Annotated in this window: 25 protein-coding genes and 1 other RNA gene; 12 read left to right on the top strand and 14 right to left on the bottom strand. The window is 67.1% G+C overall.

Annotated elements, in window-relative coordinates; all coding sequences use genetic code 11:
- Positions 1 to 5: 5 nt before the first annotated feature.
- The 3 genes from IE243_RS09785 to IE243_RS09775 form a co-directional block, all read right to left on the bottom strand.
- A complete protein-coding gene (locus tag IE243_RS09785; protein ID WP_373301637.1) occupies positions 6 to 458 on the bottom strand; it encodes an ExbD/TolR family protein in 453 nt (150 codons plus the stop codon).
- A gap of 25 nt (positions 459 to 483) precedes the next feature.
- Positions 484 to 1,197, bottom strand: a complete 714-nt coding sequence (gene tolQ / locus IE243_RS09780; protein ID WP_191319159.1) for a protein TolQ — start codon at positions 1,195 to 1,197, stop codon at positions 484 to 486.
- 429 nt (positions 1,198 to 1,626) lie between these two features.
- Positions 1,627 to 2,832 carry an ABC transporter substrate-binding protein gene (locus IE243_RS09775; protein WP_244643028.1) on the bottom strand — a complete coding sequence of 402 codons (1,206 nt, stop codon included), beginning with the start codon at positions 2,830 to 2,832 and terminating at the stop codon, positions 1,627 to 1,629.
- A 294-nt stretch (positions 2,833 to 3,126) separates the two neighbouring features.
- On the opposite strand from IE243_RS09775, the gene IE243_RS09770 reads away from it, so the two are divergent.
- Entirely contained in the window at positions 3,127 to 3,360 is a 234-nt protein-coding gene (locus IE243_RS09770) for a hypothetical protein (RefSeq protein ID WP_191319158.1), read from the top strand.
- A 105-nt stretch (positions 3,361 to 3,465) separates the two neighbouring features.
- Here IE243_RS09770 and ybgC read toward each other — a convergent pair whose 3' ends face one another.
- The 5 genes from ybgC to IE243_RS09745 form a co-directional block, all read right to left on the bottom strand.
- Entirely contained in the window at positions 3,466 to 3,915 is a 450-nt protein-coding gene (gene ybgC / locus IE243_RS09765) for a tol-pal system-associated acyl-CoA thioesterase (protein ID WP_191319157.1), read from the bottom strand.
- 4 nt (positions 3,916 to 3,919) lie between these two features.
- A complete protein-coding gene (gene ruvB / locus IE243_RS09760) occupies positions 3,920 to 5,074 on the bottom strand; it encodes a Holliday junction branch migration DNA helicase RuvB (RefSeq protein ID WP_191319156.1) in 1,155 nt (384 codons plus the stop codon).
- A 116-nt stretch (positions 5,075 to 5,190) separates the two neighbouring features.
- Entirely contained in the window at positions 5,191 to 5,814 is a 624-nt protein-coding gene (gene ruvA / locus IE243_RS09755; RefSeq protein WP_191319155.1) for a Holliday junction branch migration protein RuvA, read from the bottom strand.
- Positions 5,811 to 6,341 carry a crossover junction endodeoxyribonuclease RuvC gene (gene ruvC / locus IE243_RS09750; RefSeq protein ID WP_191319154.1) on the bottom strand — a complete coding sequence of 177 codons (531 nt, stop codon included), beginning with the start codon at positions 6,339 to 6,341 and terminating at the stop codon, positions 5,811 to 5,813. Before ruvC ends, ruvA begins: the two co-directional genes overlap by 4 nt.
- 103 nt (positions 6,342 to 6,444) lie before the next feature.
- Positions 6,445 to 7,197 (bottom strand): YebC/PmpR family DNA-binding transcriptional regulator, encoded by a 753-nt coding sequence (locus IE243_RS09745; protein ID WP_191319153.1) that lies wholly within the window; start codon positions 7,195 to 7,197, stop codon positions 6,445 to 6,447.
- Positions 7,198 to 7,810: 613 nt separating this feature from the next.
- Here IE243_RS09745 and IE243_RS09740 point away from each other — a divergent pair.
- Positions 7,811 to 8,452 carry a Dps family protein gene (locus IE243_RS09740; protein WP_191319152.1) on the top strand — a complete coding sequence of 214 codons (642 nt, stop codon included), beginning with the start codon at positions 7,811 to 7,813 and terminating at the stop codon, positions 8,450 to 8,452.
- A gap of 251 nt (positions 8,453 to 8,703) precedes the next feature.
- Here IE243_RS09740 and IE243_RS09735 read toward each other — a convergent pair whose 3' ends face one another.
- The 5 genes from IE243_RS09735 to IE243_RS09715 all read right to left on the bottom strand — a co-directional run bounded on the left by IE243_RS09735 (position 8,704) and on the right by IE243_RS09715 (position 11,344).
- Positions 8,704 to 9,528, bottom strand: a complete 825-nt coding sequence (locus tag IE243_RS09735) for a TIGR00282 family metallophosphoesterase (protein ID WP_191319151.1) — start codon at positions 9,526 to 9,528, stop codon at positions 8,704 to 8,706.
- Between the two features lie 179 nt (positions 9,529 to 9,707).
- Positions 9,708 to 10,322: a 5-formyltetrahydrofolate cyclo-ligase gene (locus IE243_RS09730; protein WP_191319150.1), complete on the bottom strand. Its 615-nt coding sequence runs from the start codon at positions 10,320 to 10,322 to the stop codon at positions 9,708 to 9,710.
- Between the two features lie 58 nt (positions 10,323 to 10,380).
- A non-coding RNA gene (ssrS, locus tag IE243_RS09725) (6S RNA) lies at positions 10,381 to 10,533 on the bottom strand.
- Between the two features lie 110 nt (positions 10,534 to 10,643).
- The gene (locus IE243_RS09720; RefSeq protein ID WP_191319149.1) at positions 10,644 to 11,063 is read right to left on the bottom strand and encodes a cell division protein ZapA; all 420 of its coding nucleotides are present in this window, start codon (positions 11,061 to 11,063) and stop codon (positions 10,644 to 10,646) included.
- A gap of 2 nt (positions 11,064 to 11,065) precedes the next feature.
- Complete coding sequence (locus IE243_RS09715) at positions 11,066 to 11,344, bottom strand: DUF4164 family protein (protein ID WP_191319148.1); 279 nt, start codon at positions 11,342 to 11,344, stop codon at positions 11,066 to 11,068.
- Positions 11,345 to 11,657: 313 nt separating this feature from the next.
- Between IE243_RS09715 and tkt the strand changes: the two genes are divergently transcribed.
- From tkt to IE243_RS09690, 5 genes are all read left to right on the top strand, one after another.
- The gene (gene tkt, locus IE243_RS09710) at positions 11,658 to 13,673 is read left to right on the top strand and encodes a transketolase (protein ID WP_280514587.1); all 2,016 of its coding nucleotides are present in this window, start codon (positions 11,658 to 11,660) and stop codon (positions 13,671 to 13,673) included.
- Between the two features lie 262 nt (positions 13,674 to 13,935).
- Complete coding sequence (gene gap / locus IE243_RS09705; protein ID WP_191319146.1) at positions 13,936 to 14,943, top strand: type I glyceraldehyde-3-phosphate dehydrogenase; 1,008 nt, start codon at positions 13,936 to 13,938, stop codon at positions 14,941 to 14,943.
- Positions 14,944 to 15,221: 278 nt separating this feature from the next.
- Positions 15,222 to 15,611 (top strand): hypothetical protein, encoded by a 390-nt coding sequence (locus IE243_RS09700; RefSeq protein WP_191319145.1) that lies wholly within the window; start codon positions 15,222 to 15,224, stop codon positions 15,609 to 15,611.
- 5 nt (positions 15,612 to 15,616) lie between these two features.
- On the top strand, positions 15,617 to 16,810 hold the full coding sequence (locus IE243_RS09695; RefSeq protein WP_191319144.1) for a phosphoglycerate kinase: 1,194 nt from the start codon (positions 15,617 to 15,619) through the stop codon (positions 16,808 to 16,810).
- A 160-nt stretch (positions 16,811 to 16,970) separates the two neighbouring features.
- On the top strand, positions 16,971 to 17,987 hold the full coding sequence (locus IE243_RS09690; RefSeq protein ID WP_191319143.1) for a class I fructose-bisphosphate aldolase: 1,017 nt from the start codon (positions 16,971 to 16,973) through the stop codon (positions 17,985 to 17,987).
- 178 nt (positions 17,988 to 18,165) lie between these two features.
- Here IE243_RS09690 and IE243_RS09685 read toward each other — a convergent pair whose 3' ends face one another.
- Positions 18,166 to 18,549, bottom strand: coding sequence for a hypothetical protein (locus IE243_RS09685; RefSeq protein WP_191319142.1), 384 nt, complete (start codon positions 18,547 to 18,549; stop codon positions 18,166 to 18,168).
- Positions 18,550 to 18,876: 327 nt separating this feature from the next.
- Between IE243_RS09685 and IE243_RS09680 the strand changes: the two genes are divergently transcribed.
- From IE243_RS09680 to IE243_RS09660, 5 genes are all read left to right on the top strand, one after another.
- Positions 18,877 to 19,503, top strand: coding sequence for a thiamine phosphate synthase (locus tag IE243_RS09680; protein WP_191319141.1), 627 nt, complete (start codon positions 18,877 to 18,879; stop codon positions 19,501 to 19,503).
- Positions 19,500 to 20,690, top strand: coding sequence for a tetratricopeptide repeat protein (locus IE243_RS09675; protein WP_191319140.1), 1,191 nt, complete (start codon positions 19,500 to 19,502; stop codon positions 20,688 to 20,690). The genes IE243_RS09680 and IE243_RS09675 overlap by 4 nt, the downstream gene beginning before the upstream one ends.
- A gap of 293 nt (positions 20,691 to 20,983) precedes the next feature.
- Positions 20,984 to 21,799, top strand: a complete 816-nt coding sequence (locus IE243_RS09670; RefSeq protein ID WP_191319139.1) for an inositol monophosphatase family protein — start codon at positions 20,984 to 20,986, stop codon at positions 21,797 to 21,799.
- A gap of 313 nt (positions 21,800 to 22,112) precedes the next feature.
- Positions 22,113 to 23,204, top strand: coding sequence for a flagellar motor protein MotA (locus IE243_RS09665; protein WP_191319137.1), 1,092 nt, complete (start codon positions 22,113 to 22,115; stop codon positions 23,202 to 23,204).
- Positions 23,204 to 24,226 (top strand): peptidoglycan -binding protein, encoded by a 1,023-nt coding sequence (locus tag IE243_RS09660; protein WP_191319212.1) that lies wholly within the window; start codon positions 23,204 to 23,206, stop codon positions 24,224 to 24,226. Before IE243_RS09665 ends, IE243_RS09660 begins: the two co-directional genes overlap by 1 nt.
- The last annotated feature ends 56 nt before the right edge of the window (positions 24,227 to 24,282 follow it).

The following is a 24,282-nucleotide window of genomic DNA, read 5'->3' as shown; positions in this document are numbered from 1 at the left end:
CCCGCTCAGCCCTTCTGGTCCGGCTCGGTGACAAGCGCGACCTTCTTGAAGCCGCCAGCGGTGATCAGTCCCATCACCTGGGCGATGCGGCCGTAGTCCACTTTCTTCGAGCCCCGCAGATAGATGCGCTCTTCCGGGCCGGACTTCGCCGCCTCGCGCAGGGCTGGAACCAGCGTGTCGTCGGACAACTGCCGGTCCTCGATGAAGATGCGTCCCTGGTCGTCGACCGACACGGTCACCGGCTTCTGCTCCATGTTGAGCGGCGCGGCGGAGCTTTGCGGCAGATCCAGCGGCACGCCGGTCGCCATCATCGGTGCGGCGACCATGAAGACGATCAGCAGCACCAGCACCACGTCGATGAACGGCGTCATGTTGATGTCGGCGAAACCGGCGCTTTTGCGCGCCCCGCGACGACGCCGCGCGCCGCCGCCCGTTCCGCCAGCCATGCCCATACCCATGCCTGTCTCCTTCCGGCTGCGGCGATCAGGCCGCGTGCCGCTCGTCGATCTGCCGCGACAGGATGGATGAGAACTCGTCGGCGAAGCCCTCCAGGCGCGTCTGCGCCCTTGCCGCCTCCGCCTGGTAGCGGTTGTAGGCGATCACCGCCGGAATGGCGGCGATCAGGCCGATGGCGGTGGCGAACAGCGCCTCGGCGATGCCAGGCGCCACCACGGCAAGCGAGGTGTTCTTGGAAGCGGCGATCGAGCGGAACGACGTCATGATGCCCCACACCGTGCCGAACAGGCCGATGAACGGCGCCGACGAACCGATGGTGGCCAGCACCAGCAACCGCGATTCCAGCCGCTCCATCTCGCGCTGGATCGATACGTCCATCACCTTGTCGATGCGCTGCGGCAGCGAGGCGATGGAGCGTCCCGCGCCCTCGAACGAGCGCTTCCACTCGCGCATGGCGGCGACGAACACCGCGGCCATGCCGGTCGGCGTCCCGTGCGCTTCGGCGCGGTACAATTCCTCAAGCGACTGGCCGGACCAGAAATTGTCCTCGAAGGCGTTCATTTCCTCGCGGGTGCGACGGAACAGCAACGCCTTGTCGATGATGATCGCCCAGCACCAGACCGATGCGCCAGCCAGCCCCAGCATCACCAGCTTGACCACGAAGTGGGCCTGCCAGAACATGTGCCAGAGCGACACTTCCGTTACCGGCGCGGCGACCTGGGCTACGTCGACGGGGTTCATAAATCTTCCTTCCGGCCTGAAACGTGTTCCGCGCGGGATTGCCGATGCCGCGAAGACGAAAAGGCGTCACATCAATCAGACAGGCAAACCCCCGTCCTGCCAGGGATCGCCCGGCGGTGGATGCGCCGGCGGCCAGCTCCGCCAGACGGATGCACGACCTGTCCAGTTGCGGCGCCGGTCGCTTCACGGCGCTTTGTCCACCCTGTGTCCTCACCCCGGATTCTGTCGAAAGCTTGGCCACATATGGGAGTTGCCATGACAGAGCCGACTGCGACGCGAGCTGTGGCGATGTTGGCGCCATCAAATCCGAACATGGTTAAGACAGGTTGAACGGCGCCGGGCCAGGCGGGATGGACCAGGCAAAAAAAAGCCTGCCCCGATGTGGGACAGGCTTCGCGGAGAACCGGCCGGCAGGAAGCGGCGCCGGGTTTACTCGGCGGTCATCTCTTCGAGGACCACCCAGTCGTTGCCCTTGAACTGCTGCAGTTCCAGCCGCTTGAACGGCACGTAATCTTCCGGCGTGGTGTTGTAAGCGCTGCCTGGCAGCAGCGCCGGGCCATGCACCTTCTTCAGATTGGTGGCGACGCGCAGGATATTCTCACGGGTCAGGTTGTCGCCGGCCTCGCGCAGGATGTGGGCCATGACGTGGGCGAACGAATAGGTGACGAAACCAATCTCGTTGGTCTTGTCCTCGTTCGGCAGATACTTCGCGAGGAACTCCTTGTAGGCGATGACGTCCGGATCGTTGGCCCAGCGCGGGCTGGTCATCTGCTTGTAGGCGGTGGCGCCGATGATGCCCTGCACCGTGTCGAGGCCGGCGGCTTCAAGGAAAACGCGGCCGGTGGACGGGCTGACCACCAGATGCATCGGCTGCCAGTTCAGTTCGTGCACCTTCTTGAAAATCTGCGGCGTCGCCTTGCCCAGACTGACGTTGAAAAACACGTCGGCGCCGGAATTCTTCGCCGCCAGCACCTGACTGTCCATGGTCGGGTCGGTCAGCTCGTAGGTCACTTCCTTGATGATGTTCTTCGCCTTGTCGCCGAGGCCCTTCCTGAAGCCGGCGACGTAGTCTTTTCCGAAGTCATCGTTCTGGTAAAGGATGGCGATCTTGCCCTCGGGCTTCGTCTTGGCGACGTAGCGGCCGAAAATCTCGCCCTCGGTGCCATAGAGGAAGAACGCGGGCGTGCTCCACGGGAACGCCTTCGGCTGGTTCCATTTGTTGGCGCCGGTGGAAACCAGCAACTGCGGGATCTTCTTGCTGTTAAGGTATTTCTGCACGGCCGACTGGGCGGCGGTGCCGCTGGAGCCGAACAGGGCGAGCACGCCGTCCTGCTCCACAAGCTTGCGGGTCTGCTCCACGGTCTTCGGCGGCGAGAACGAATCGTCCAGCGAGATCAGATTGACCTTGCGGCCATTAATGCCGCCCTGCTCTTCATTGAGCTTGCGGAAATAGGCGACCTCGGTGCGGCCCTGGATGCCATGGGCGGACAGGGGACCGCTGTAGGGCATGGTCTGGCCAAGGCGGATTTCCGTATCCGTGGCGCCCTGATCGTATTTCTTCTCGGCGGCGATAGCGAAAGCCGGCGCACAGGCCAGGGCCGCCGCAACCAGCGTGCGGGTCAAATAACGCGTCACAGTTTCTCTCCCTTACCGACGCTCTGGAGAGCCGCGCCAGCCAGGGGGGACGCCCCGACCGCATCGCTTCCGACGTCTGCTGGAAAAACTCATAACGCGTTCGATCATTTCCGCAAGCCGGCGCGGACGGTCCAGATCGGCGGCCACGCCAGCATGCTGCATGGCGGCGACAATTTGCGCCAGCCTGGGGGGGGTGGGCGCCCTGGAACAGCCAGGCATGCCATGAACATGGCGCAGCCCCTGACGCGGCGGACGTCACAATGCGTGACCTCCTGATTCCCGCACAGGACCAACATGCCCAGCTCGGGCCGCGCCCCTTCCCGCACGCGCCAGAACCTGCTTCAGGCCGCCACCGCCACGCTGGCGATCACGCTCGCCGCTGCCACCGCCAGCGCCCGCCACAGCGGCGTCTACGCCAAGGCCTGTCGGAGGCGCATCGCGACGGCGCCCTGGCGGCGGGCGGCTACGCCACCGGCGGCCTCGACCGTCAATCACGCCGTCAACCTCAGCTTGAACTACGCTTTCTGACAGGCAGAACCGTTCGGGCCGGCGCAGGACTGTTCACCCGCGTCAGCCTGAACGTCGACGCCCCATGCTGCGGCGACCCCACGCCGCCAGTCCGGACTGCATGCGTCAGTCGCCGCCGAGCAGCGTGCGGATTTCGTCAGGAATGCGCGCCGGTCTGCCGCCGACGATGGCGGCGACGCGCACCTCGGCGGTGAGAATCTCGACGCCGTCGCGCAGGATGCGCTGGTCGATAATCATCGAAGCGCCGCGCATCTCACGGGTGCGGGTTTCGATGGTCAGCACATCGTCCATCAACGCCGGCAGCTTCCAGTCGATGGTCATGCGGCGCACGGCGAAGAACAGGCCGCCCGCCGCCAGCATCACCGACTGGTTGGCGCCAATGGCGCGCAACGACTCCGTGCGCCCGCGCTCCAGGAACCTGAGATAGTTGGCGTGGTAAACGATGCCGGAAAAGTCGGTGTCCTCATAATAAACCCGCACCGTCAGCAGATGCCTGCCATCGACGACCACGCCGCACGCCGGCTCCAGCCCGCTGTTTTCTGCAGCCGAATTCATCGGTTCACGCCTCTTCTTCCGATTGATCCCGAAACAGCGCGTATTGGGCGGCGCCGGGGGCCGGTTCCGCAAGCCCCAGATGCCGGAAAGCATGCGGCGTCAACAGGCGACCACGCGGCGTGCGCTGCACGAAGCCCTGCTGGATCAGGTAGGGTTCGATGATTTCCTCGATGGCGTCGCGTGGCTCCGACAGGGCCGCGGCGATGGTTTCCACGCCCACCGGCCCGCCGCCAAACGACAGGGCGATCATCCGGAGATATTTGCGGTCCATCAGGTCGAGGCCAATGGAGTCGACGTCAAGCAGGCTGAGCGCCCGATCGGCGATCTCCCGCGTCACCTTGTCAGCGCCGCCAACCACGGCGAAATCCCGCACCCGCCGCAACAGCCGCCCTGCGATGCGCGGCGTGCCCCGGGCGCGACGGGCGATCTCATTGGCGCCGTCGTCGCTCATGCCAACGCCAATCACCCGGGCGCCGCGTTTCACGATCAGCTCCAGCTCCTGCACGGTGTAGAACTGCAACCGGATCGGAATGCCGAAACGGTCGCGCAGCGGCGTCGTCAGCAGACCCTGCCGCGTCGTGGCGCCCACCAGGGTGAACTTCGGCAGATCGATCTTGACCGAACGCGCCGACGGTCCTTCGCCAATGATCAGGTCGAGCTGGTAGTCCTCCATCGCCGGGTAGAGAATTTCCTCCACCGCCGGATTGAGCCGGTGGATCTCATCGATGAACAGCACGTCGCGTTCTTCAAGATTTGTCAGTTGCGCCGCCAGATCGCCGGCGCGGGCGATCACCGGGCCCGAGGTGGAGCGGAAATTGACCCCCAGTTCGCGCGCGACGATCTGGGCGAGCGTGGTCTTGCCGAGCCCGGGCGGGCCGACGAACAGCACGTGGTCCAGCGCGTCGTTGCGGGTGCGGGCGGCGCGGATGAACACGTCGAGATTGGCCCGGGCCTGGGCCTGGCCGATAAATTCCTCCAGCGCCAGCGGCCGGATCGAGCCCTCGCTGTCTTCATCGCGCGCCTCGGCCGAAACCAGCCGTTCAGGCGCATCCTGGAGGCCGACGTCACGCGCGGCGCCTTTACCTGATGCGCCTTTGCCCCTGGGAGCCCCTGCTCCGCGTGGCGCGCCCCTGCCGCTCCCGCCGCCCGTTCCACTCATTGCTTTTCCACTTCACGGCCGTCGTCCCGCCAGCGCATTCCCGGACGGGTCAACAGTCGCCCCTCACGAAAATGCGTCGCGTCAAACAGGCGTCGTCCCCGGCCAGACAGGACCGGTCAGGCGCCTTGCGCCAGTTGCTTCAGGCCGAGGCGGATCAGCGTGCGCGCCTCCGCCTCCTCTCCGGCGTCACGCATGGCGGCCGCCACCGCGGTCGCCGCCTGGGGCTGGGCATAACCCAGATTGACCAGCGCCGAAACCGCGTCCGCCGCGGCCCCGCGAGCGGCGCCTTCCGTCACATCGGCCGCCAGCCGCGCCGCGCCAGGGTCCACATGGCCAAAGACAGGCGCCTTGTCCTTCAGCTCCGCGACGATGCGCGCAGCCAGCTTGGGACCGACGCCGGGCGCACGGCCAACCGACGCCCTGTCTCCCATGGCCACCGCCGTGGTCAGCGCCGCCGGCTCCAGCACGGAAAGCACGCCGAGCGCCACGCGGGCGCCGACGCCCTGCACGTTCTGCAGCAGACGGAACCACTCCCGCTCCTGATCGGAGCGGAAACCATAGAGGCGGATCATGTCCTCGCGCACATGGGTTTCGATGGAGAGGGTCGCCGCCTCCCCGACCCGCGGCATGGTCTGCAGGGTGCGGGCGGAACAATGCGCCACATAGCCGACGCCCTGCACATCGAGAATGACATGGTCCTCGCCAAAACTGTCGACGACGCCTTTCAGCTTGCCAATCATCGCGCGCTCCCGGCCAGCAGGGCAAAGCGCGCCACCCGTTCCGCCGCGCCGCGGTGCTGGGCGTGGGTGATCGCCACCGCCAGCGCGTCGGCGGCGTCGGCGGTCTCCGGCGTCGCCTTCGGCAACAGCACCCGCACCATGGCCTCCACCTGTTGCTTTTCGGCGTGGCCGACGCCCACAACCGTTTTCTTGACCTTGTTGGCCGAATATTCCGACACCGGCGCGCCATAAAGCGCCGGCGCCAGCAGGGCGACGCCGCGAGCCTGGCCGAGCTTGAGCGTCGACTGGGGATCCTTGTTCACGAAAGTCTCCTCCACCGCCACCTCATCCGGCTCCCACGTGGCCAGCACGTCGGCGAGGCCATCGTGCAGTTCGCGCAGCCGCAACGCCAGCCCGGCGCTGTCGGTGGTGCGCACGCAGCCGCAGGCGACAAAGCTCAAACGCGTGCCGACGGAGGCAATCACGCCCCAGCCGGTGCGGCGCAGGCCTGGATCAATGCCAAGTATGCGAATCGGTGCAGTAGCCATGATCCATTTAGACCGAACAAACTATGAACATCCAGTCAACGCGCAAAAAAGGGCGGCCCTGGCGGACCACCCTTTCATGTCGCCGCTGGCGCCGGCGGACCGGTCAGTCCTCGCCGGAAATCTTCGCGATCAGCGCGTCGGACAGTTCGAAATTGCCATAGACGTTTTGCACGTCGTCATGACCATCGAGATTGTCGATCAGCCTGAGGATCTTCTCGCCGGCGTCATCGTCCACCGCGACCGTGTTCTGCGGCCGCCAGGTCAGCGCCGCCTTGCGGGCGTCGCCGAATGACGCCTCAAGCGCCTTGGCCACCTCATGCAGGCTCTCCTGCGAGGTGATGATCTCGTGGCCGTCGTCAGAAGACGCCACGTCGTCGGCGCCGGCCTCGATGGCGGCCTCCAGCACGGCGTCGGCGTCGCCAACGCCGGCGTCAAACTCGATGACGCCGACGCGGTCGAACATGAAGGACACGGCGCCGGTCTCGGCCAAGCTGCCGCCCGCCTTGGTGAAGATCGAACGGACGTCGGACGCGGTGCGGTTGCGGTTGTCGGTCAGCGCCTCGACGATGACGGCGACGCCGCCCGGAGCGTAGCCCTCGTAGCGGATCTCTTCATAGTTCTCGGAGTCGCCGCCCTGCGCCTTCTTGATGGCGCGCTCGATATTGTCCTTGGGCATGTTCTCGGCGCGGGCGGCCAGCATCGCGGCGCGCAGGCGCGGGTTCATCGCCGGGTCGGGCATGCCGAGCTTGGCGGAAACGGTGATTTCGCGCGCCAGCTTGGAGAACAGCTTGGAGCGCGCCGCATCCGCCTTGCCCTTGCGGTGCATGATGTTTTTGAACTGCGAATGTCCGGCCATGTGACCTCATCATCCCTTCCGGGCCCGGCGCCGCCGGCGGCCCACCTGTCAGCAATACCGTCAGGCGAAGCTGGCGTCGCCAGGCCTGACAAAACCCGTCGAAAACAAAACATTGGCGCAAAACGCCGGCCTGTGACCTGACCGTCTTTCGCTCTCCGGCCTGTCCGGCGGAGGCGGCTTCGTGACCGGATCCGGCCCTGGCGCGGACCACCCGCCGGCAGGCCACAAATACACGATGGCGCCGCCGCAATAGCGGCGCGCCTGATGGCGTCCTTATAAGACCAGGCGACGCCCGATGAAAAGCGCCCTGTGACGCCCATCGCGCGATCAGCCTGGCGGCGCGCCGTTTCTGCCTCAGGCGAACCCCGCCGCGATGCGCGGAAATTTGAACATCAGATGATGGAACAACCGGTGGCTCAGGCACTTATGCATGTCAGTATCGCCAAGTCTGGACGGCGTCAGCGGCGCGGTTCCCGATGGCTGCGCCAATACTGCAGCCGCACGGACGGGCTCCCAGGTCTGGAAAGCCCGACCTGAAAGGCGCCGCATGGACATTCCGGCCTGGAAACTGGCGATAGCTGAATTGGCAGGACGAGAGGGAGAAGGAAGCGACATGGCCAGAACCGCAACCCCGCGCAGCACCGCGAAGTCCGGCTCACGAGTCACCAGGTCCAGCCCGGTTGCTTCCGGCAAGGCAGCGGCCAAATCAGCCGCGCCATCGAAAGCGTCGTCATTGCCGGCCAGGGACGCGGGCTCCAACCGCCTCGACACCCCATCCGACTTCGCGCCAGAAGCCGTGCTGGCCATCAGCGACGCGCTCAAGGTGGCGTTGGCCGACACCTTCGCGCTCTATGTAAAGACCAAAAATTTCCACTGGCACATGAGCGGCTCGCATTTCCGCGACTACCACCTCATGCTCGACGAGCAGTCGGAACAAATTTACGCCAGCACCGATGAACTGGCCGAGCGCGCCCGCAAGATCGGCGGAACCACCCTGCGCTCCATCGGCCACATCGCCCGCCTGTCCGCCATCAAGGACAATGACGCCGAATATGTCGCGCCCGAGGACATGCTGCGCGAACTGGTCAATGACAACAAGACGCTGATCCGCTCGCTGCGCAAGGCGCATGCGGTCGCTGACGAACACGACGACTGCGCCACCACAAGTCTGCTTGAGAACTTCATTGACACCGCCGAACGCCGCACCTGGTTCCTGTTCGAGGCGGCGCGCACGCCCGATCGCGACGGTCGCTAGAGCGCTTCCGGTGAAAACCAGTTCGCCTGAAATGCTCCATCGCTTTGATTTGACGCATTTTCCTCACGAAAAGCGGGCTCCACTTTTCTCGAAAATGCACGCGCGAAAATGCTCCGGCAAAGTCGGCGCAACGCACGTTGTCCGGCGCGACGCACGTTGCGCCGTCTGGAGCCGTTTCCGGTCGGCCAGATGACCCAGTCCGGCCGGAAGGCGCTCCAACCTGGCCGCACAACGGCCCGGCTGGTTCTGGCTCACGGCTCCCAGAACGCCGGAACCGCCTCCTCCAGATGCGGCCCCAGCCGCACCGGCGCGACGCGGATCGCCAGGCCGGTCCGCTCATCGGTCTCGACGGCAAGGCCACACAGGGTCGCCTCGCCCTCGGCCGGCTCGAATCGGCTGCCTGGCGTTTTCTGCAGGAAGCGGCGCACCGGCTCTTCTTTTTGCATGCCGATGACGCTGTCATAGTCGCCACACATGCCGGCGTCCGACAGATAGGCGGTGCCGCCTGACAGGATGCGGTGATCGGCGGTCGGCGTATGGGTGTGGGTGCCCACCACCAGCGTGGCGCGGCCGTCGACGAAATAGCCGAAAGCCTGCTTCTCGCTTGTCGCCTCGGCGTGGAAGTCGATGATGATGGCGTCGCAGGCCTCGCCCAGCGGGCAGGACGCCAGCTCCCGCTCCGCCACGGCGAACGGATCGTCCAGCGCATCCATGAAGATGCGACCCATCAGGTTCATCACCATGACGCGGTGACCGGAACCGGTTTCGATCATGGTGGCGCCCCGGCCAGGCGTGCCAGACGGGAAATTGGCCGGGCGCACCATGCGCGGCTGCCGCTCGGCGAACACCAGCGCTTCACGGTTGTCGAAGGCGTGATTCCCCAGGGTCACCACATCGGCGCCGGCGTCGAGCAGGCCGTCGCAGATGGCCTCGGTGATGCCGAAGCCGCCGGCGGAATTTTCGCCATTGATCACCACACAGTCCAGCGACCAGCGCGACCGCAGGCCCGGCAGACGATCAGCCACAACCTGTCGGCCCGTCCGGCCGCAGACATCGCCCAGAAACAGCAAACGCATGACGTCTCCACACCCCTGTTGCATCTGGCCGGAAGTCGCGACAGCGACGCCAGACGCCAGATACCGCCTCTCGTCATGAAGGCGGAACATGCTGCGCGCCTCCATTCCATAACATGCGCGCGCCCCCGGAAAACCCGGCGGATGCGACAACGCCAGGACCAGCCAGCTTCAGGTTCAGATCAGACCCGCGTCGGCCGGATCAGTTCGCGCTCGGTGACAATCGCGTCCAGCGGCTGGTCGTGGGCCTCGCTGAAGGCGCTGGCGACTTCCTGGGCGGCGAAGGCCAGGGCGACGGCCCGCACGGGGCCCGTGGCGCGCAACCGCTCCAGCGCCCGGTCGAAATGCCCCGCGCCATAGCCCAGCCGCCCGCCGGCCCGATCGAACGCCAGGCAGGGCACCAGCGCCAGCGCGGGGGCGCATTCCGGCGCTTCCCCACTGGGGCCGCGCGTGCCGAAGCCGGCGTCGACGAGCGGATCGCCCGGACGCCAGATCCGGAAAACCAGGGTGGGATGAGCAACGACCGGCAGGCTGGTGGCGAAGCCGGCGGCGGCCAGCGCTTGCAACAGCGGCAGCGGATCGATTTCGCTGCGGATGGGCCAGTAAGCGGAAACGACGCCGTCGACGTGGAAATCGCGCGCGTGGGCCATGAAGCGCGCGGCGATGGCGCGCGAGGCGGCGGCGCGTTCGGCTGGGGAGATGGCGTCGCGGATCACCCGCGCCCGTTCGCGCAGCAGCGCCTTCTGCGTGCTGGCGGCGTCCGGGAGCGCTGCGGGTTTTGCTGACTGCTGCGTCATGTGCCTGCGGTCAACCGCCGCGCCGGAACCGGAGCCAGAACGGACGCGCGGAAAAATGTGCGGAGCCACAATGGCCGATGGAGTGCGATCCCGGGAAACCTACAAAGTAGGTGGGCGCCGTATGCCCAGGTCCACGGACCTGGGCAGGTACAGCTCCCTTGGGATCGTTAAGGCCCCGGGGAAATGCTCCTGTCGGGCCTCACAGCCCCGCAACAGCAAAATAGGCCGCGCCCACCGCTTTTTCCAGAGCGTCGCCCCGCCGGCGCCCACAATTCTGCTGACTGCGGCGTCATGGCCCGAAGCGCACGCCCGGTCGTTGGCTCAATCGCCAGGCGGCGTCACCGCAAAAGCCGGGGTCGCCGCCCCCGCGCCGCCGGACACCGACATGGGGTTGAGATCCCGCGCCAGGCTTTCGATTCGCTCACTGACCCGGATCAGCGCCGCCGCTGCCTGGCCTTCCGCGTCGGCGACGCGCTGGTCGCCGCCCGCCAAGGCGGAGCGCACGGCCCGCATTTCCGCATCATGTTCGGAAAGACGCTTGCGAACTTCCTGCAGTTCGTCGAGCACGGTCAGCGCCGCCATCACATGCAGGCGCAAATCGCCGATCTGGCCGAACGCCTGCTGCATGTCGCTGACGCGACGGTCGAATTCCGCCGCCAGCCCGGCGAGGTGATCCTCCTCGCCGTCAGCGCAGGCCATGCGGTAGATCTTGCCGGCGATGGAAACATTAAGTTGCGCCATGATCAGGCCTCCCCGCGTTCATCGGCGGCCAGAACCGCCGTCACCACGCCGATCGCCCTCTCCACCCGCTCTTCCACCTCCGAGGCGGCTGCCTGCAGGCGGGCCAGCCGCGCCATGGCCCCGTCCAGATCAACAGCCAGCCGCGCCCTGTCGTCCTGCATCAGCGACAGTTCGGTCTCGATGTCGATGGTGCGCCGGTCCGCTTCGGCGCGACGGGCAGCCGCCGCTTCCAGCGCCGTCAGCGCCGCATCCAGTCGTTTCAGGGCCTCGTTGAGATTCATGGTCTCCGCGCTTTGCTTCGCCTGCCGCCCGTTTATATCCCCTGAGCCGGCGCGGATGCAAAAGGGATGCGCGGGCGCGCTGCAAATACATTGGCGTCGGCGGCGGGAACCGCCGCCGCCCAATCCGTCCGCCAGGCGGAAACCCGCCCCTGCCGGCGGTCGCGCCTGGTTTTCGCCATGTCCTTGCGTCATGTAGCCAGGAACGCCTGCTTTGCGCGTGATTGATCGGCGCTTACATTGACTCGCGTCCAGCAGGTGCTATCTAGCCCGCGCGCGTCCTGTACGGTTTTCCGCAGGCGGCGCGTCCAGCCAGATCCAGCCGCAACCGGACGTCCAGATGACCCATTCCGTTGAACACCGTCGCCTCGCGAACGCGATCCGCGCGCTCGCCATGGACGCCGTCGACAAGGCGAATTCCGGCCACCCCGGCCTGCCCATGGGCGCCGCCGACATCGCCACGGTGCTGTTCACGCGCTACCTGAAATTTGATCCGAAGGCTCCAAACTGGTCGGATCGCGACCGGTTCGTCCTGTCGGCCGGCCACGGCTCCATGCTGCTGTACGCGCTGCTGTATCTGACCGGCTACGACAGTGTCTCGCTTGAGGACATCAAGAAGTTCCGCCAGCTGCATTCGACGACCCCGGGCCACCCGGAAAACTTCGTCACCGCCGGCGTCGAGACCACCACCGGCCCGCTCGGTCAGGGCATCGCCACCTCGGTCGGCATGGCGCTGGCCGAACGCATGCTGGCCGCCGAGTATGGCGACGACCTCGTCAGCCACCATACCTATGTGCTGGCCTCCGACGGCGACCTCATGGAAGGCGTCAGCCAGGAAGCCATCGCCCTCGCCGGCCATCTCAAGCTGTCGAAGCTGATCGTTTTCCACGACGACAACGGCATCTCCATCGATGGTCCGCTGTCGCTGGCCGATTCCGTCGACCAGGTGAAGCGCTTCGAGGCGGCTGGCTGGAACGCCATGCGCATCGACGGCCACGATCCGGAGGCCATCGCCGCCGCCATCGACCAGGCGCAGAAATCGGACCGCCCCACCCTGATCGCCTGCCGCACGGTGATCGGCTTTGGTTCCCCAAACCGCGCCGGCACCTCAAAGGCCCATGGCGAGCCGCTGGGCGCCGCGGAGCTGGCCGCCGCCAAGGCGCAGCTCGGCTGGGAATACGGCCCGTTCGAGGTTCCCGATGACATCCTGAACGCCTGGCGCGCCGCCGGCGCCCGCAACAGCGCCGTGCACCAGGCCTGGACCGCCCGCTTCGCCGCCCAGCCGGAGACGCGTCGCGCCGAGTTCGAGCGTCGCGTCAACCACATCGTCCCGGCCGGTTTCGACACCGCCATCGACGGGCTGAAGCGCAGCCTCATCGCCAATCCGCAGACGGTCGCCACCCGCAAGGCCAGCGAGATCGCGCTTGAGGCGATCACGGTCGCGGTTCCCGAGCTGATCCTCGGCTCGGCCGACCTGACGCCGTCCAACAACACCAAGACGAAGAACCTGAAGGAAATCAGCCCCGGCGATTTCGCCGGCCGCTATATCCACTATGGCATCCGCGAGCACGGCATGGCCGCGGCCATGAACGGCATGGCCCTGCACGGCGGCTTCCGCCCGGCCGGCGCCACCTTCTTCGTCTTCACCGACTATTGCCGGCCGTCGATCCGCATCGCCGCCCTGGCGGAAATCCCGGCGATCTACGTCATGACCCATGATTCGATCGGTCTCGGCGAGGACGGCCCGACCCACCAGCCGGTGGAGCACCTGGCTTCGCTGCGGGCCATGCCGAACCTGGCCGTGTTCCGCCCGGCGGATACGGTCGAAACGGCGGAAGCCTGGCAGATCGCCGTCAAGCGCACCAGCGGCCCGACCCTGCTGGCGCTCTCGCGTCAGAACCTGCCGCAGGTGCGTCACGATCACGTGCAGGAAAACCTCTCCGAAGCCGGCGCCTATGAGCTGGCTCCGGCGGAAGGCGGCAAGGCCGAGGCCAGCATCTTCGCTTCCGGCTCGGAAGTCGAACTGGCGATGGCCGCCCGCGAGCAGCTCAAGGCCCAGGGCGTCGCCGCGCGCGTCGTCTCCGTGCCTTCGCTCGACGTCTTCCTTGAGCAGCCTGAGGACGTCCGCAAGGCGGTGATCGGCGACGCGCCGGTGCGCGTGGCGATTGAAGCCGGCGTACGCTTCGGCTGGGACGCCGTGATCGGCGAAAACGGCGGCTTCGTCGGCATGTCGAGCTTCGGCGCCAGCGCGCCTTACAAGGACGTCTACAAAAACTTCGGCATCACCGCTGAAGCCGTCGTTGACGCCGTGCTGAAGCGCCGCAACGCCTGATCTGACCCGAACGGCCGCTATCTGGCGGCCGTTCTGCTTCCGGCGCCGCCTTTTGAAGGCGTTGTCCGCCGGACGTTCAGGCAAGAGATTCCGCGATGGCGCCCTCCACGGCGCCGCGCAGGCAAGGCATTTTCGGGCAGTCAGCCTCAAGAAAATGCATAAAATCAAAGGGATATAGCGAAATCCGGCAGATTGTCCCGGATTTTGCGCCGATCCGCCCGGAGCGCCGCTCCGGAGCGCCCAGAGGACGAGGAGTTTCAAGATGACGGTTCGGGTTGCCATCAACGGGTTCGGACGCATTGGCCGCAACGTGCTGCGCGCCATCGTCGAGTCCGGCCGCACTGACGTCGAGGTCGTGGCCATCAACGACCTGGGCCCGGTTGAGACCAACGCTCACCTGCTGCGCTATGACTCGGTGCACGGCCGCTTCCCGGCTGACGTGAAGGTCGAGGGCGACGCCATCGTCATCAACGGCAAGGCCATCAAGGTCACCGCCGTGCGCGATCCGGCCGAGCTGCCGCACGCCGCCCTCAACGTCGACATCGCCTTCGAGTGCACCGGCATTTTCACCTCGAAGGACAAGGCCTCGGCTCACCTCAAGGCCGGCGCCAAGCGCGTGCTGGTGTCGGCTCCGGCCGACAACGCCGACCTGACCGTGGTTTACGGCGTCAATCACGACAAGCTGACGAAGGACCACATCGTGGTCTCGAACGCCTCGTGCACCACCAACTGCCTGGCTCCGGTCGCCAAGGTTCTCAATGACCTCGTTGGCATTGAGAAGGGCTTCATGACCACGATCCACGCCTACACCAACGACCAGCCGTCGCTGGACCAGATGCACAAGGACCTGTACCGCGCCCGCGCGGCGGCCCTGTCGATGATCCCGACCTCCACCGGCGCCGCCAAGGCCGTCGGCCTGGTGCTGCCGGAGCTGAACGGCAAGCTGGACGGCACCTCGGTGCGCGTGCCGACCCCGAACGTTTCGGTCGTCGACTTCAAGTTCATCGCGAAGAAGGCCACCTCGGTCGCCGAGATCAACGACGCCATCAAGGCCGCCGCCAACGGCGCCCTGAAGGGCGTGCTGGCCTACACCGATGAGCCTAACGTTTCCATCGACTTCAACCACCATCCGGCCTCGTCGATCTTCCACCTCGACCAGACCAAGGTGCTGGAAGGCAACCTGGTGCGCGTGATGTCCTGGTACGACAACGAGTGGGGCTTCTCCAACCGCATGTCCGACACCGCTGTCGCCATGGCGAAGCTGATCTGACCAACGTCAAAGCAGTCTGGCGCGACCCCCGGGTTGCGCCAGATGTCTTTCGGGGACGCCGGTTTTTCGCCCGCGATGCGTGAAGCGGTCCGGCGTGGGGGTAACAGCAAGATCGCCAGGAAGCCAGGCACCCAGGTCCCACCGGCCCAGCCTGACCTGCGAAGGCGCTATCTTTTTGAAGCGACGCATTTTCCGGACGCCGGGCGATCCGCTCCGCTGGAAGACGCCTCAACTGGCGCGATCTGATCCGCCGCCGCAAGGAACCCAGGAGACAACCCATGAGCGCCAGTTCCTCCAGCCGCGTTGAACCGGAGGCTCCCTCCTTCCCCGCTTCCGTCACGCCCGCGTCGAAGCCGGAAGCTTCCGCGCAACCAGCCGGCGACGCCGCCGCCCCTTCCGCTGACCAGCTGGCCCGGCTTGAGGACAAGCTCGCCCGCATCGAGGAAAAGCTGGCCCGTTCCGAGGCGCAGGTCCTGCGCATGGAAGACCGCATCGAGCACAACACCGGCGTCACCGGCGTGCTGGCCAGCCAGGAATCGGTCGATCGGGTTTATTCCCGCCTGCGCATGCTGCCCGGCTTCCCTTCGCTGATCGTCGCCGCCATTCTGGCTGGCGTGATCGCCGCGGCCCTCATCGCCCTTGTCCAGCGCTTTGGACTGACAGGATAAGCTCCATGACATTTCGCACGCTCGATGACGCGGACCTCGCCGGAAAGCGCGTTCTGCTGCGCGTCGACCTGAATGTTCCGGTCGAGAACGGCCGCGTCACCGACGCCACCCGCATTGAGCGGATCCTGCCCACGATCCAGGAAATCGTGAAGGCTGGCGGCAAGGTCATCCTGCTCGCGCATTTCGGCCGTCCCAAGGGCCAGCGCAGCGACAAGGACAGCCTGAAGCCGATCGCCGCCGCCCTCGCCAGCCATCTCGGCCAGGACGTCGCCTTCGCTGACGACTGCATCGGCTCCGCCGCGGCTGACGCCGTGGCCCGGCTGGGCGACGGCCAGGTGCTCCTGCTGGAGAACACCCGTTTCCACGCCGGCGAAGAGAAGAACGATCCGGAGTTCGTCAAGGCGCTCGCCGCCAATGGCGACGTTTACGTGAACGACGCGTTTTCCGCCGCCCACCGCGCCCACGCCTCCACCGAGGGCCTTGCCCGCGTGCTGCCCGCCTACGCCGGCCGCACCATGCAGGCCGAACTGGACGCGCTGACAAAGGCGCTTGAGAAGCCGGTTCACCCCATCGTCGCCGTGGTCGGCGGCGCCAAGGTGTCGAGCAAGATTGACCTGCTGGAGAACCTCGTCGGCAAGGTCGACGCGCTGATTATCGGCGGCGGCATGGCCAACACGTTCCTGCTGGCCCAGGGCCTGGCTGTCGGCAAGTCGCTGGCGGAGAAGGATCTGGCCGACACCGCCCTGCGCATTCTCGCCGCGGCGCAGAAAAGCAATTGCGCCATCGTGCTGCCCGTCGACGCCGTGGTGGCGAAGGAATTCGCAGCGGGCGCCCCGTCGCAGACCTATGGCGTTGACGCCATCCCGGCCGACGGCATGATCCTGGACGTCGGCGAGTTGTCCATTGATCGCGTGCGCGCGGTAATCGACGACGCGGCCACCCTGGTGTGGAACGGCCCGTTTGGCGCTTTCGAAATCGCGCCGTTCGATCGCGGCACCGTCGCGGCGGCCCAGCATGCGGCGGCGCGCACCAGGGCCGGCAAGCTGATGTCGGTGGCGGGCGGCGGCGACACCGTCGCGGCGCTCAATCACGCCGGCGTGGCGGACGACTTCAGCTATGTCTCGACGGCCGGAGGGGCCTTCCTGGAATGGCTGGAAGGCAAGGCGCTGCCTGGCGTCGAGGCCCTGCGCAAGGCCTGAATTTCTTCGCCGGCGCGCGCATGGGCGAAGCCCCGCGCTCCCGGCGCCGTAAACCGCATCAACCGGACGCGCCAGGGGGCTGGCGCTTCCGCACCATGACCGGGACGCCCGCACGCCGGCAGGCGATGGCGGGGCCCCCGATCCATCCGGAGGACACACAATGAATCTTGCTGAACTGAACAAGGTCGCTGAAGCGATGGTCGCGCCCGGCAAGGGCATCCTGGCCGCCGACGAGAGCTCCGGCACCATCAAGAAGCGCTTTGACGCCATCAATGTGGAATCGACGGAAGAGAACCGCCGCGACTACCGCGAGCTGATGTTCCGCGCCACCGACGCGATGACCAACAACATCTCCGGCGTCATCCTCTATGACGAGACCCTGCGCCAGAACGCCAGGGACGGCACGCCGCTTGCCCGCGTCATCGAGCAGGCCGGCTCGATCCCGGGCATCAAGGTCGACGCTGGCGCCAAGCCGCTGCCGTTCAGCCCCGGCGAGACCGTCACCGAAGGCCTCGACGGCCTGCGCGAGCGCCTGGCCGAGTACTACAAGCTCGGCGCACGCTTCGCCAAATGGCGCGCGGTGATCGACATCGCCCCGGGCATCCCGAGCTGGAACTGCATCAACGCCAACGCCCAGGCCCTGGCCCGCTACGCCGCCCTGTGCCAGGAAGCGCAGATCGTCCCGATCGTCGAGCCGGAAGTGCTGATGGACGGCGACCACACCATCGAGCGTTGCGCCGAAGTCACCGAGTGGGCGCTGAAGGAAGTCTTCCAGCAGCTGTTCTACGCCCGCGTGGCGCTGGAAGGCATCGTGCTGAAGCCGAACATGATCATCTCCGGCAAGAAGTGCCCGCAGCAGGCTTCGGTCGCGCAGGTCGCCGAGGAGACCATCAAGGTCCTGAAGCGCACCGTGCCGTCCGCCGTGCCGGGCATCGCCTATCTGTCGGGCGGCCAGAGCGACGTCGACGCCACCGCGCACCTCGACGCCATGAACAAGCTCGGCGGCTTCCCCTGGAAGATGACCTTCAGCTATGGCCGCGCCCTGCAGGCTGCCCCGCAGAAGGCCTGGGCCGGCAAGCAGGAGAACGTCGCTGCGGCCCAGCAGGCTTTCGCTCACCGCGCCCGCATGAACGGCCTCGCCTCGAAGGGCGAATGGAACAAGGGCCTGGAAGGCTGATTCCAGGACCGCCAGATCCGGCGGCGCGTTATCGCGCCGTCATGGCCATCAGAACCCGCGCTCCGGCGCGGGTTTTTCTTTGCACCGTCAGAGATGGCGAATGCTTCCAGCGGCGCGCAATCTGGCGATGTTCTCCGCCGCGAGGCCATCCATCGGGATAATGTTGAACTGGGCCGGGTCAGTGAACATCATCAGATAGCCCGGACGCCGCCATACCCGGCGTCGCCGTCCACGCCAGCACGCCGGAGCCGGGTCCGGACACAATGCCGATTCCCCCGTCACCGATTGCGATCCGCGCAGTCGGGCTCCGGCATCCGTTGGAACCGCCCCACCGTATTGCTGATAATGCGCCAGCCAGATCAGCGCCGTCAGCGCCAGCGGCATGCACGCCGGCGCCCCCCGCGACGCCGACGATCCAGTCGCGCTCGCCGCGCCAGACATCCAGCCGGCCAATCCGGTCAGCCGCAATGCCGCCAGCCAGAACTTTTTGCCCCAGCACGCCCCGTCGCCATACGAATGGCCGCACCGCGTCCTGCACTATGGCAAGAGTGCAGGTAGCCATACGGGCTCCACCGTCCGTCATCTGTCTCCCGGAACGGCATCTTCCCGCGCCAGCCTGTCCGGCGACAACGCTTGTCGCCGGCGCCGCCCGCCTGTCTGCGATCGACCGGCGCCATTTCCGCCTTGTTTGACGTCCATGGAGCAGACCTGCATCCCCCCGCCAGTTCGCCAGGGTCTCCCGCTGGCGGATGCATCCGGCGGGCGAAGAATGCTATCAGGGTTGAACCGGCCGGACCGGAATTTGCCCTGGCTCCTGAAATGAAGCATTTCCAGCGAAACGACGCCGCCCTGGCCCGCCTCGCCGGCAAATGCTTCTGGAACATGATCGATGACAGACACCGCCCGCCTCTATCTCGTCACTCCGGTGGTCAACGACGCCGCGACCTTTGCGCCTGCGCTCGAAGCCGCATGCGGCGCCGGCGAGACAGCCGCCCTGCTGTTGCGCCTCGCCCCGGCGGACGACCGCGCCCAGATCAACCGCATCAAGCAGCTGGCGCCCGTCGCCCAGCAGCACGGCGCAGCGGTGCTGGTTGACGCCTCCCCGCAGGCGGCGGTTCGCGGCGGCGCCGACGGCGTCCACCTCACCGCGCCCGATCAGGAAACCCTGGAGCAGGCGCTGGAGACATTGCAGCCGGATCGCGTGGTCGGCGTCAGCGTTGCAGGCGCCGAAATGCGCCACAACGCCATGATCGCCGGCGAGGCCAATGTGGACTATCTGATGTTCGGCGGTCCGGATCAGGACAGCGACGCCACGCTGGAGCAGGCCGAATGGTGGGCCGGCGTCTTCGCCACGCCCTGCGTCGCCTACGCCAGCTCCATGGATCAGGTTGGCCCCCTCGCCGCCACAGGCGCGGAGTTCGTCGCCCTCGGCCCCTGGGCGTTCGAAGGCGACGTGGCGGCCGCTGTGCGGCAGGCGGCGCAAATTCTGGCAAGCACGGAGGTCGCGACCGCATGACAGCGCCCAAACTTTCCCGCGCGGCCATCTCGCTGGCGCTGGCGCTCGGCGCCGCCGCTCCCGCCACCGCCCAGAGAGCCTTCGAAGCGCCATCTGGCGCCCAGGTGCCGGTGTTGCCGCAGGACGGCGTCGCCATGCCCCGCCCATCCCTGCAGCCGGGCAAGCCGGGCGCGCCTTCATTCACCCAGCCGGCCCCGCCGCCGGCGCCCGTGACGGGCGAACGGCTGGTCAACGGCCCGCAACTGCCCAACGCCATCGACGCCGGCCTTGCCGACGCCGGCCTGTCAGAGCCAGGTCAGGCCAAGGCCAAGGCGCAACCGAAGCTGAAACCGCCGCCGGGCGCGGACGCAGCCTACGGCGCCTATCAGCGCGGCTATTACGCGACAGCGATGAAGGAAGCCGAGGCGCGGCTGAAGGCCAACCCGCGCGACGCTTCGGCCGCGACCCTGCTCGGCCTGCTGTATGAGCGTGGCCTCGGCGCGCCGCTCGACCTGGCCAAGGCGGCGCACTGGTATGCTCAAGCTGACAAGGCCGGCTCGGCCGCAGCGACGTTTTCCCTCGCCATGATGACCCTGCAAGGTCGCGGCGTTGACAAAAACGATGCCGAAGGCAAGCGGTTGCTGGAGAAGGCCGCCGCCGCGGGCGACGCCTCCGCCTGCTACAATCTGGCCCTGGTCCGCCTGTCCGCTGGCTCCCCCGAGGCTGACCGCGAGGCCGTGAAACTGCTGCAGCGCGCCGCCGAGGCCGAGACGCCGGAAGCACAGTACATGCTCGCCACGCTTTACCGGAAAGGGCGCGGCGCCGCGGCGGACGACATCCGCGCCACGCAATTGTTGCGTCAGGCGGCGGAGAACCGGCTGCTGGCGGCGGAGGTGGAGTATGCAATCGCCCTGTTCAACGGCAACGGCGTGCACAAGAACGAAACCGGCGCCGCGCGCCTGTTCCTGAAGGCGGCTCTGGACGGCAACGCGGTGGCCCAGAACCGCATCGCCCGTCTGCTCACCGTCGGCCGCGGGGTGCAACGCAACTTGATCGAGGCCGCCGGCTGGCATCTGCTCGCCTCCAGTCAGGGGCTGGACGACGCCTGGCTCGATGAAGCGCTGAAGGGCCTGACTCCGGCCGAGCGCAGCAAGGCCGAAGCCTTCGCCGCGAAGCACCGGGAGCCTCTGGTCGGCGCCACCCAGTAGTTCCGGCGCTTGACGCCCCGCCGCGCGCGGGGCACATGGTTCACAATCTGTCGTCCCCAACATATTCCGGTCCGCGCCGGATTCCTCTGGACGGGCTTTCGCCACGCCGTCCGGAGGCATCCTGTGTTTTGGCCGGTCCATCAAAGCGTCTCCGGCGAAGGTGGCTTCCACCGTTCGCCTGGACGATGCGCCAACCCATCGATAAGGCGTTCCGCCGTGAGCCTGTTTCACTGGAACGCCCTGGCAATGCGGCGCCCCTCACTCGCGGCGCCTGACCTGAACGAGCCCGCACCATGATCCGTTCCCCCCTGATGACCGTCATGACCGACGCCGTAACCAAGGCGGCCCGTTCGCTGAAGCGTGATTTCGGCGAGGTCGAGCAGTTGCAGGTGTCGCGCAAGGGTCCCGGCGATTTCGTCTCGGCGGCCGACCGCAAGGCCGAGGACATCCTGCGCGCCGCTCTGGAGAAGGCTCGTCCCGGCTACGGTTTCGTGCTGGAGGAAGGCGGCGTCATCGAAGGCTCCGACGCCACCCACCGCTGGCACGTCGACCCGCTCGACGGCACCACCAACTTCCTGCACGGCCTGCCGCACTTCGCCATTTCGGTGGGGCTGGAGCGCGACGGCCAGCCGGTGGCCGGCGTGGTTTACAACCCCATCAGCGATGAATGGTTCATTGCTGAAAAGGGCAAGGGCGCCTTCCTGAACAACCGTCGCCTGCGCGTCGCCGGCCGCCAGTCGCTGGATCAGGCCGTGCTGCTGTGCGGCATTCCGCACATCGGCCGCGGCGATCATGAGCGTTTCCTGCGCGAGCTGTCGCACATGATGGTGAACTTCGCTGGCATCCGCCGCCAGGGCTCGGCGGCGCTCGACCTGTGCTATGTCGCCGCCGGCCGCGCCGACGCCTATTGGGAGCGCAATCTCAAGTCGTGGGACATGATGGCCGGCCTGTGCATCCTGCGCGAGGCGGGCGGCTTCGCCTCCGATCCGGAAGGCGGCGATGATCCGGCCAGGGTCGGCGCCGTCGCCTGCGGCAACGAATATATCCATCGCGAACTGCTAAAGATCATCCGTCGCGCCAATCCGGCCTCGGCCGCGAAGGGCGCATGAGCGCCGGTCAGGTTTGCGATGATCTGAACGACCAGCCTTCCGGCCGCGCCGGAGGGCTTTTTGTTGCGCCTGCCAGAAGTCAACCAGCCCATCCGGACACCGCCCTGCCCGGATGGCCGAGGCGCATTCGCCGCCATGTCTCCTGTAGCAACGTCTCAGCTGGCAGCCGCGACAGGGGCGGAGCGTGCAGCGCGCACCTCACGAAAAATTCCGGTGAGTTCGCCCGCGACGGGTCGCGCATCACAGCCGGGCGTGATTACATCGGCCAGCGCCGTAGCGGGCGGCGCGGCGGAAACATGGAGACGGGGGCGGAATGGACGGGACCGAGCAGACCATAGTCCGGACGCCGCGCATCCACCTCGTGCGCATGGCGGTGTTCCTGATCCTCGTCGGCTTCCTGACCTGGATCCTGCAACAGCCGGTGCGCGCGGCGTTCCTCAACAATCCGGGCCTGAACGGCCTCATTGGCGTCTGTCTCACCGTTGGCATTGTGCTGGCGCTCGCCCAGGTCGCCCGGCTGTTCATCGCCGCCGGCTGGATCAACGCCCATTGGGCCAGCCGCCGCCCTGGCGAGCAACTGCGCGCCAGCCGCAATCCGCCGTCGCTGGTCAGGCCCGTCGCCGCCATGCTGGCCGACGAGAAAACCCCGCTCAACGCCACGCTGATGCGGGCGATTCTCGATTCCATCGCCTTCCGCCTCGATGACGCCCGCGACATCCTGCGTTATCTCGCCGGCCTGCTGGTGTTCCTCGGCCTGCTCGGCACCTTCTGGGGTCTGCTGGAAACAGTGAGTTCGGTCGGCGGCGTCATCAAGGCCATGCGCGGTGGCGGCGAAGCCGGCGTGTTGCTGGAGGAACTGAAGGCCGGCCTCGCGGCGCCGCTCTCCGGCATGGGCATTTCGTTCTCATCGTCGCTGTTCGGCCTCGCTGGCTCACTGGTGCTGGGCTTTCTCGACCTGCAGCTCGGCCAGGCCCAGGGACGGTTCTACAACGGTCTGGAGGAATGGCTGGCCCATGGCCTCGCCTCATCGCCGATCGATGAAAACGGCGCGCCGTCGGGGGCGCTGCTGGGCGAGCTGGGCCAGCTCAACGAGAACATCACCGCCGCCAGCGCCGCCCTCGTCAACGCCACTCACAGCCTTTCCAGCCATGGACGCGCGGCGCAGGAAGCCGCCAGGCAGGCGGCCGATGCGCTGGCCGCACGCCGTGAGCCTGGACTGCCCGCCGTCGCCCCCCAGCCAGATCCGGCCATTGGCCGTCTCGCCGACGGCATCACCGATCTGGTGCAAAACATGCGCCGTGAGCAGCAGCTGATCCGCGACTGGGTGGAATCCCAGGCCGAGCAGCAGCGCCGCATCCAGGCCTCGCTCGACCACCTGCTCCGCCTGCGCTCCGGAGCCGAATGATGGCCCAGCTGGCGCGCGGCCGCCGCGAGCGGCGCTCTCTCGATTACTGGCCCGGCTTCGTTGACGCCCTGTCGACGCTGGTGCTGGCCGTGGTGTTCATGCTGTCGATCTTCGCCATGCTCCAGTACTACCTGGGGCAGGAGATCAGCGGCAAGGATTCGGCCCTGACCCGGCTCAACCGGCAGATTTCGGAGCTGACCGAACTGCTGGCGCTGGAGAAGTCCCGTGGCCGCAGCCAGATGCTGGAGCTGGACCGGTTGCGCAGCTCCCTCGCCGCGCTCGACGCTGAAAAAGCGCGTCTGCAGGGCCTGGCTGACGGCGCCGCCGGCGCGACCGGCCGCCTTGGCGCGGTGACCGGCGAGCTGGACGCGCAGAAGCAGATTTCCGCCAACGCCCTGTCGCAGGTTGAATTGCTGAACCAGCAGATGGCGGCGCTGCGCAGCCAGCTGGCGGCGCTGGAGCAGGCGCTGTCCGCCTCGGAGGCGCGCGACAAGGAAAGCCAGGCCCGCATCGCCGACCTCGGAAGCCGGCTCAATGTGGCGCTGGCCCAGCGCGTGCAGGAGCTGGCGCGCTACCGTTCGGACTTCTTCGGCCGCCTGCGCCAGATTCTCGGCGAGCGCGACGACATCCGCATTGTCGGCGACCGTTTCGTCTTCCAGTCAGAGGTGCTGTTCGACACCGGATCGGCCACGCTCAGCCCGCGCGGCCACGCGGAGCTCGACAAGATCGCCAGCGCCATCACCGGGCTGACCCGCACCATTCCCGCCGACATCCCCTGGGTGCTGCGCGTCGATGGCCACACCGACGACCGGCCGTTGTCCGGCGCGGGCCAGTTCAGGAGCAACTGGGAACTGTCCGCCGCCCGCGCCATCGCCGTGGTGCAATACCTGGCCAGCAAGGGCGTGCCGCCGCAACGCCTGCTGGCCGCCGGTTTCGGCGAATATCAGCCGCTGGAGCTGGGCGACAGCGACCAGGCCCGCGCCCGCAACCGCCGCATCGAGATGAAACTGACGGAGCGCTGAGGCGGTTTCTGGAAACCCGCCGCCACCTGCCGTGAACGCCTCGTGGCGTTCACTTT

Origin of the sequence: Camelimonas fluminis, assembly GCF_014656355.1 — a bacterium.
Lineage (GTDB): Bacteria > Pseudomonadota > Alphaproteobacteria > Rhizobiales > Beijerinckiaceae > Camelimonas > Camelimonas fluminis.
Note: the sequence above shows the minus strand (reverse complement) of the source record. Positions and strands in the feature narration are given on the sequence as shown.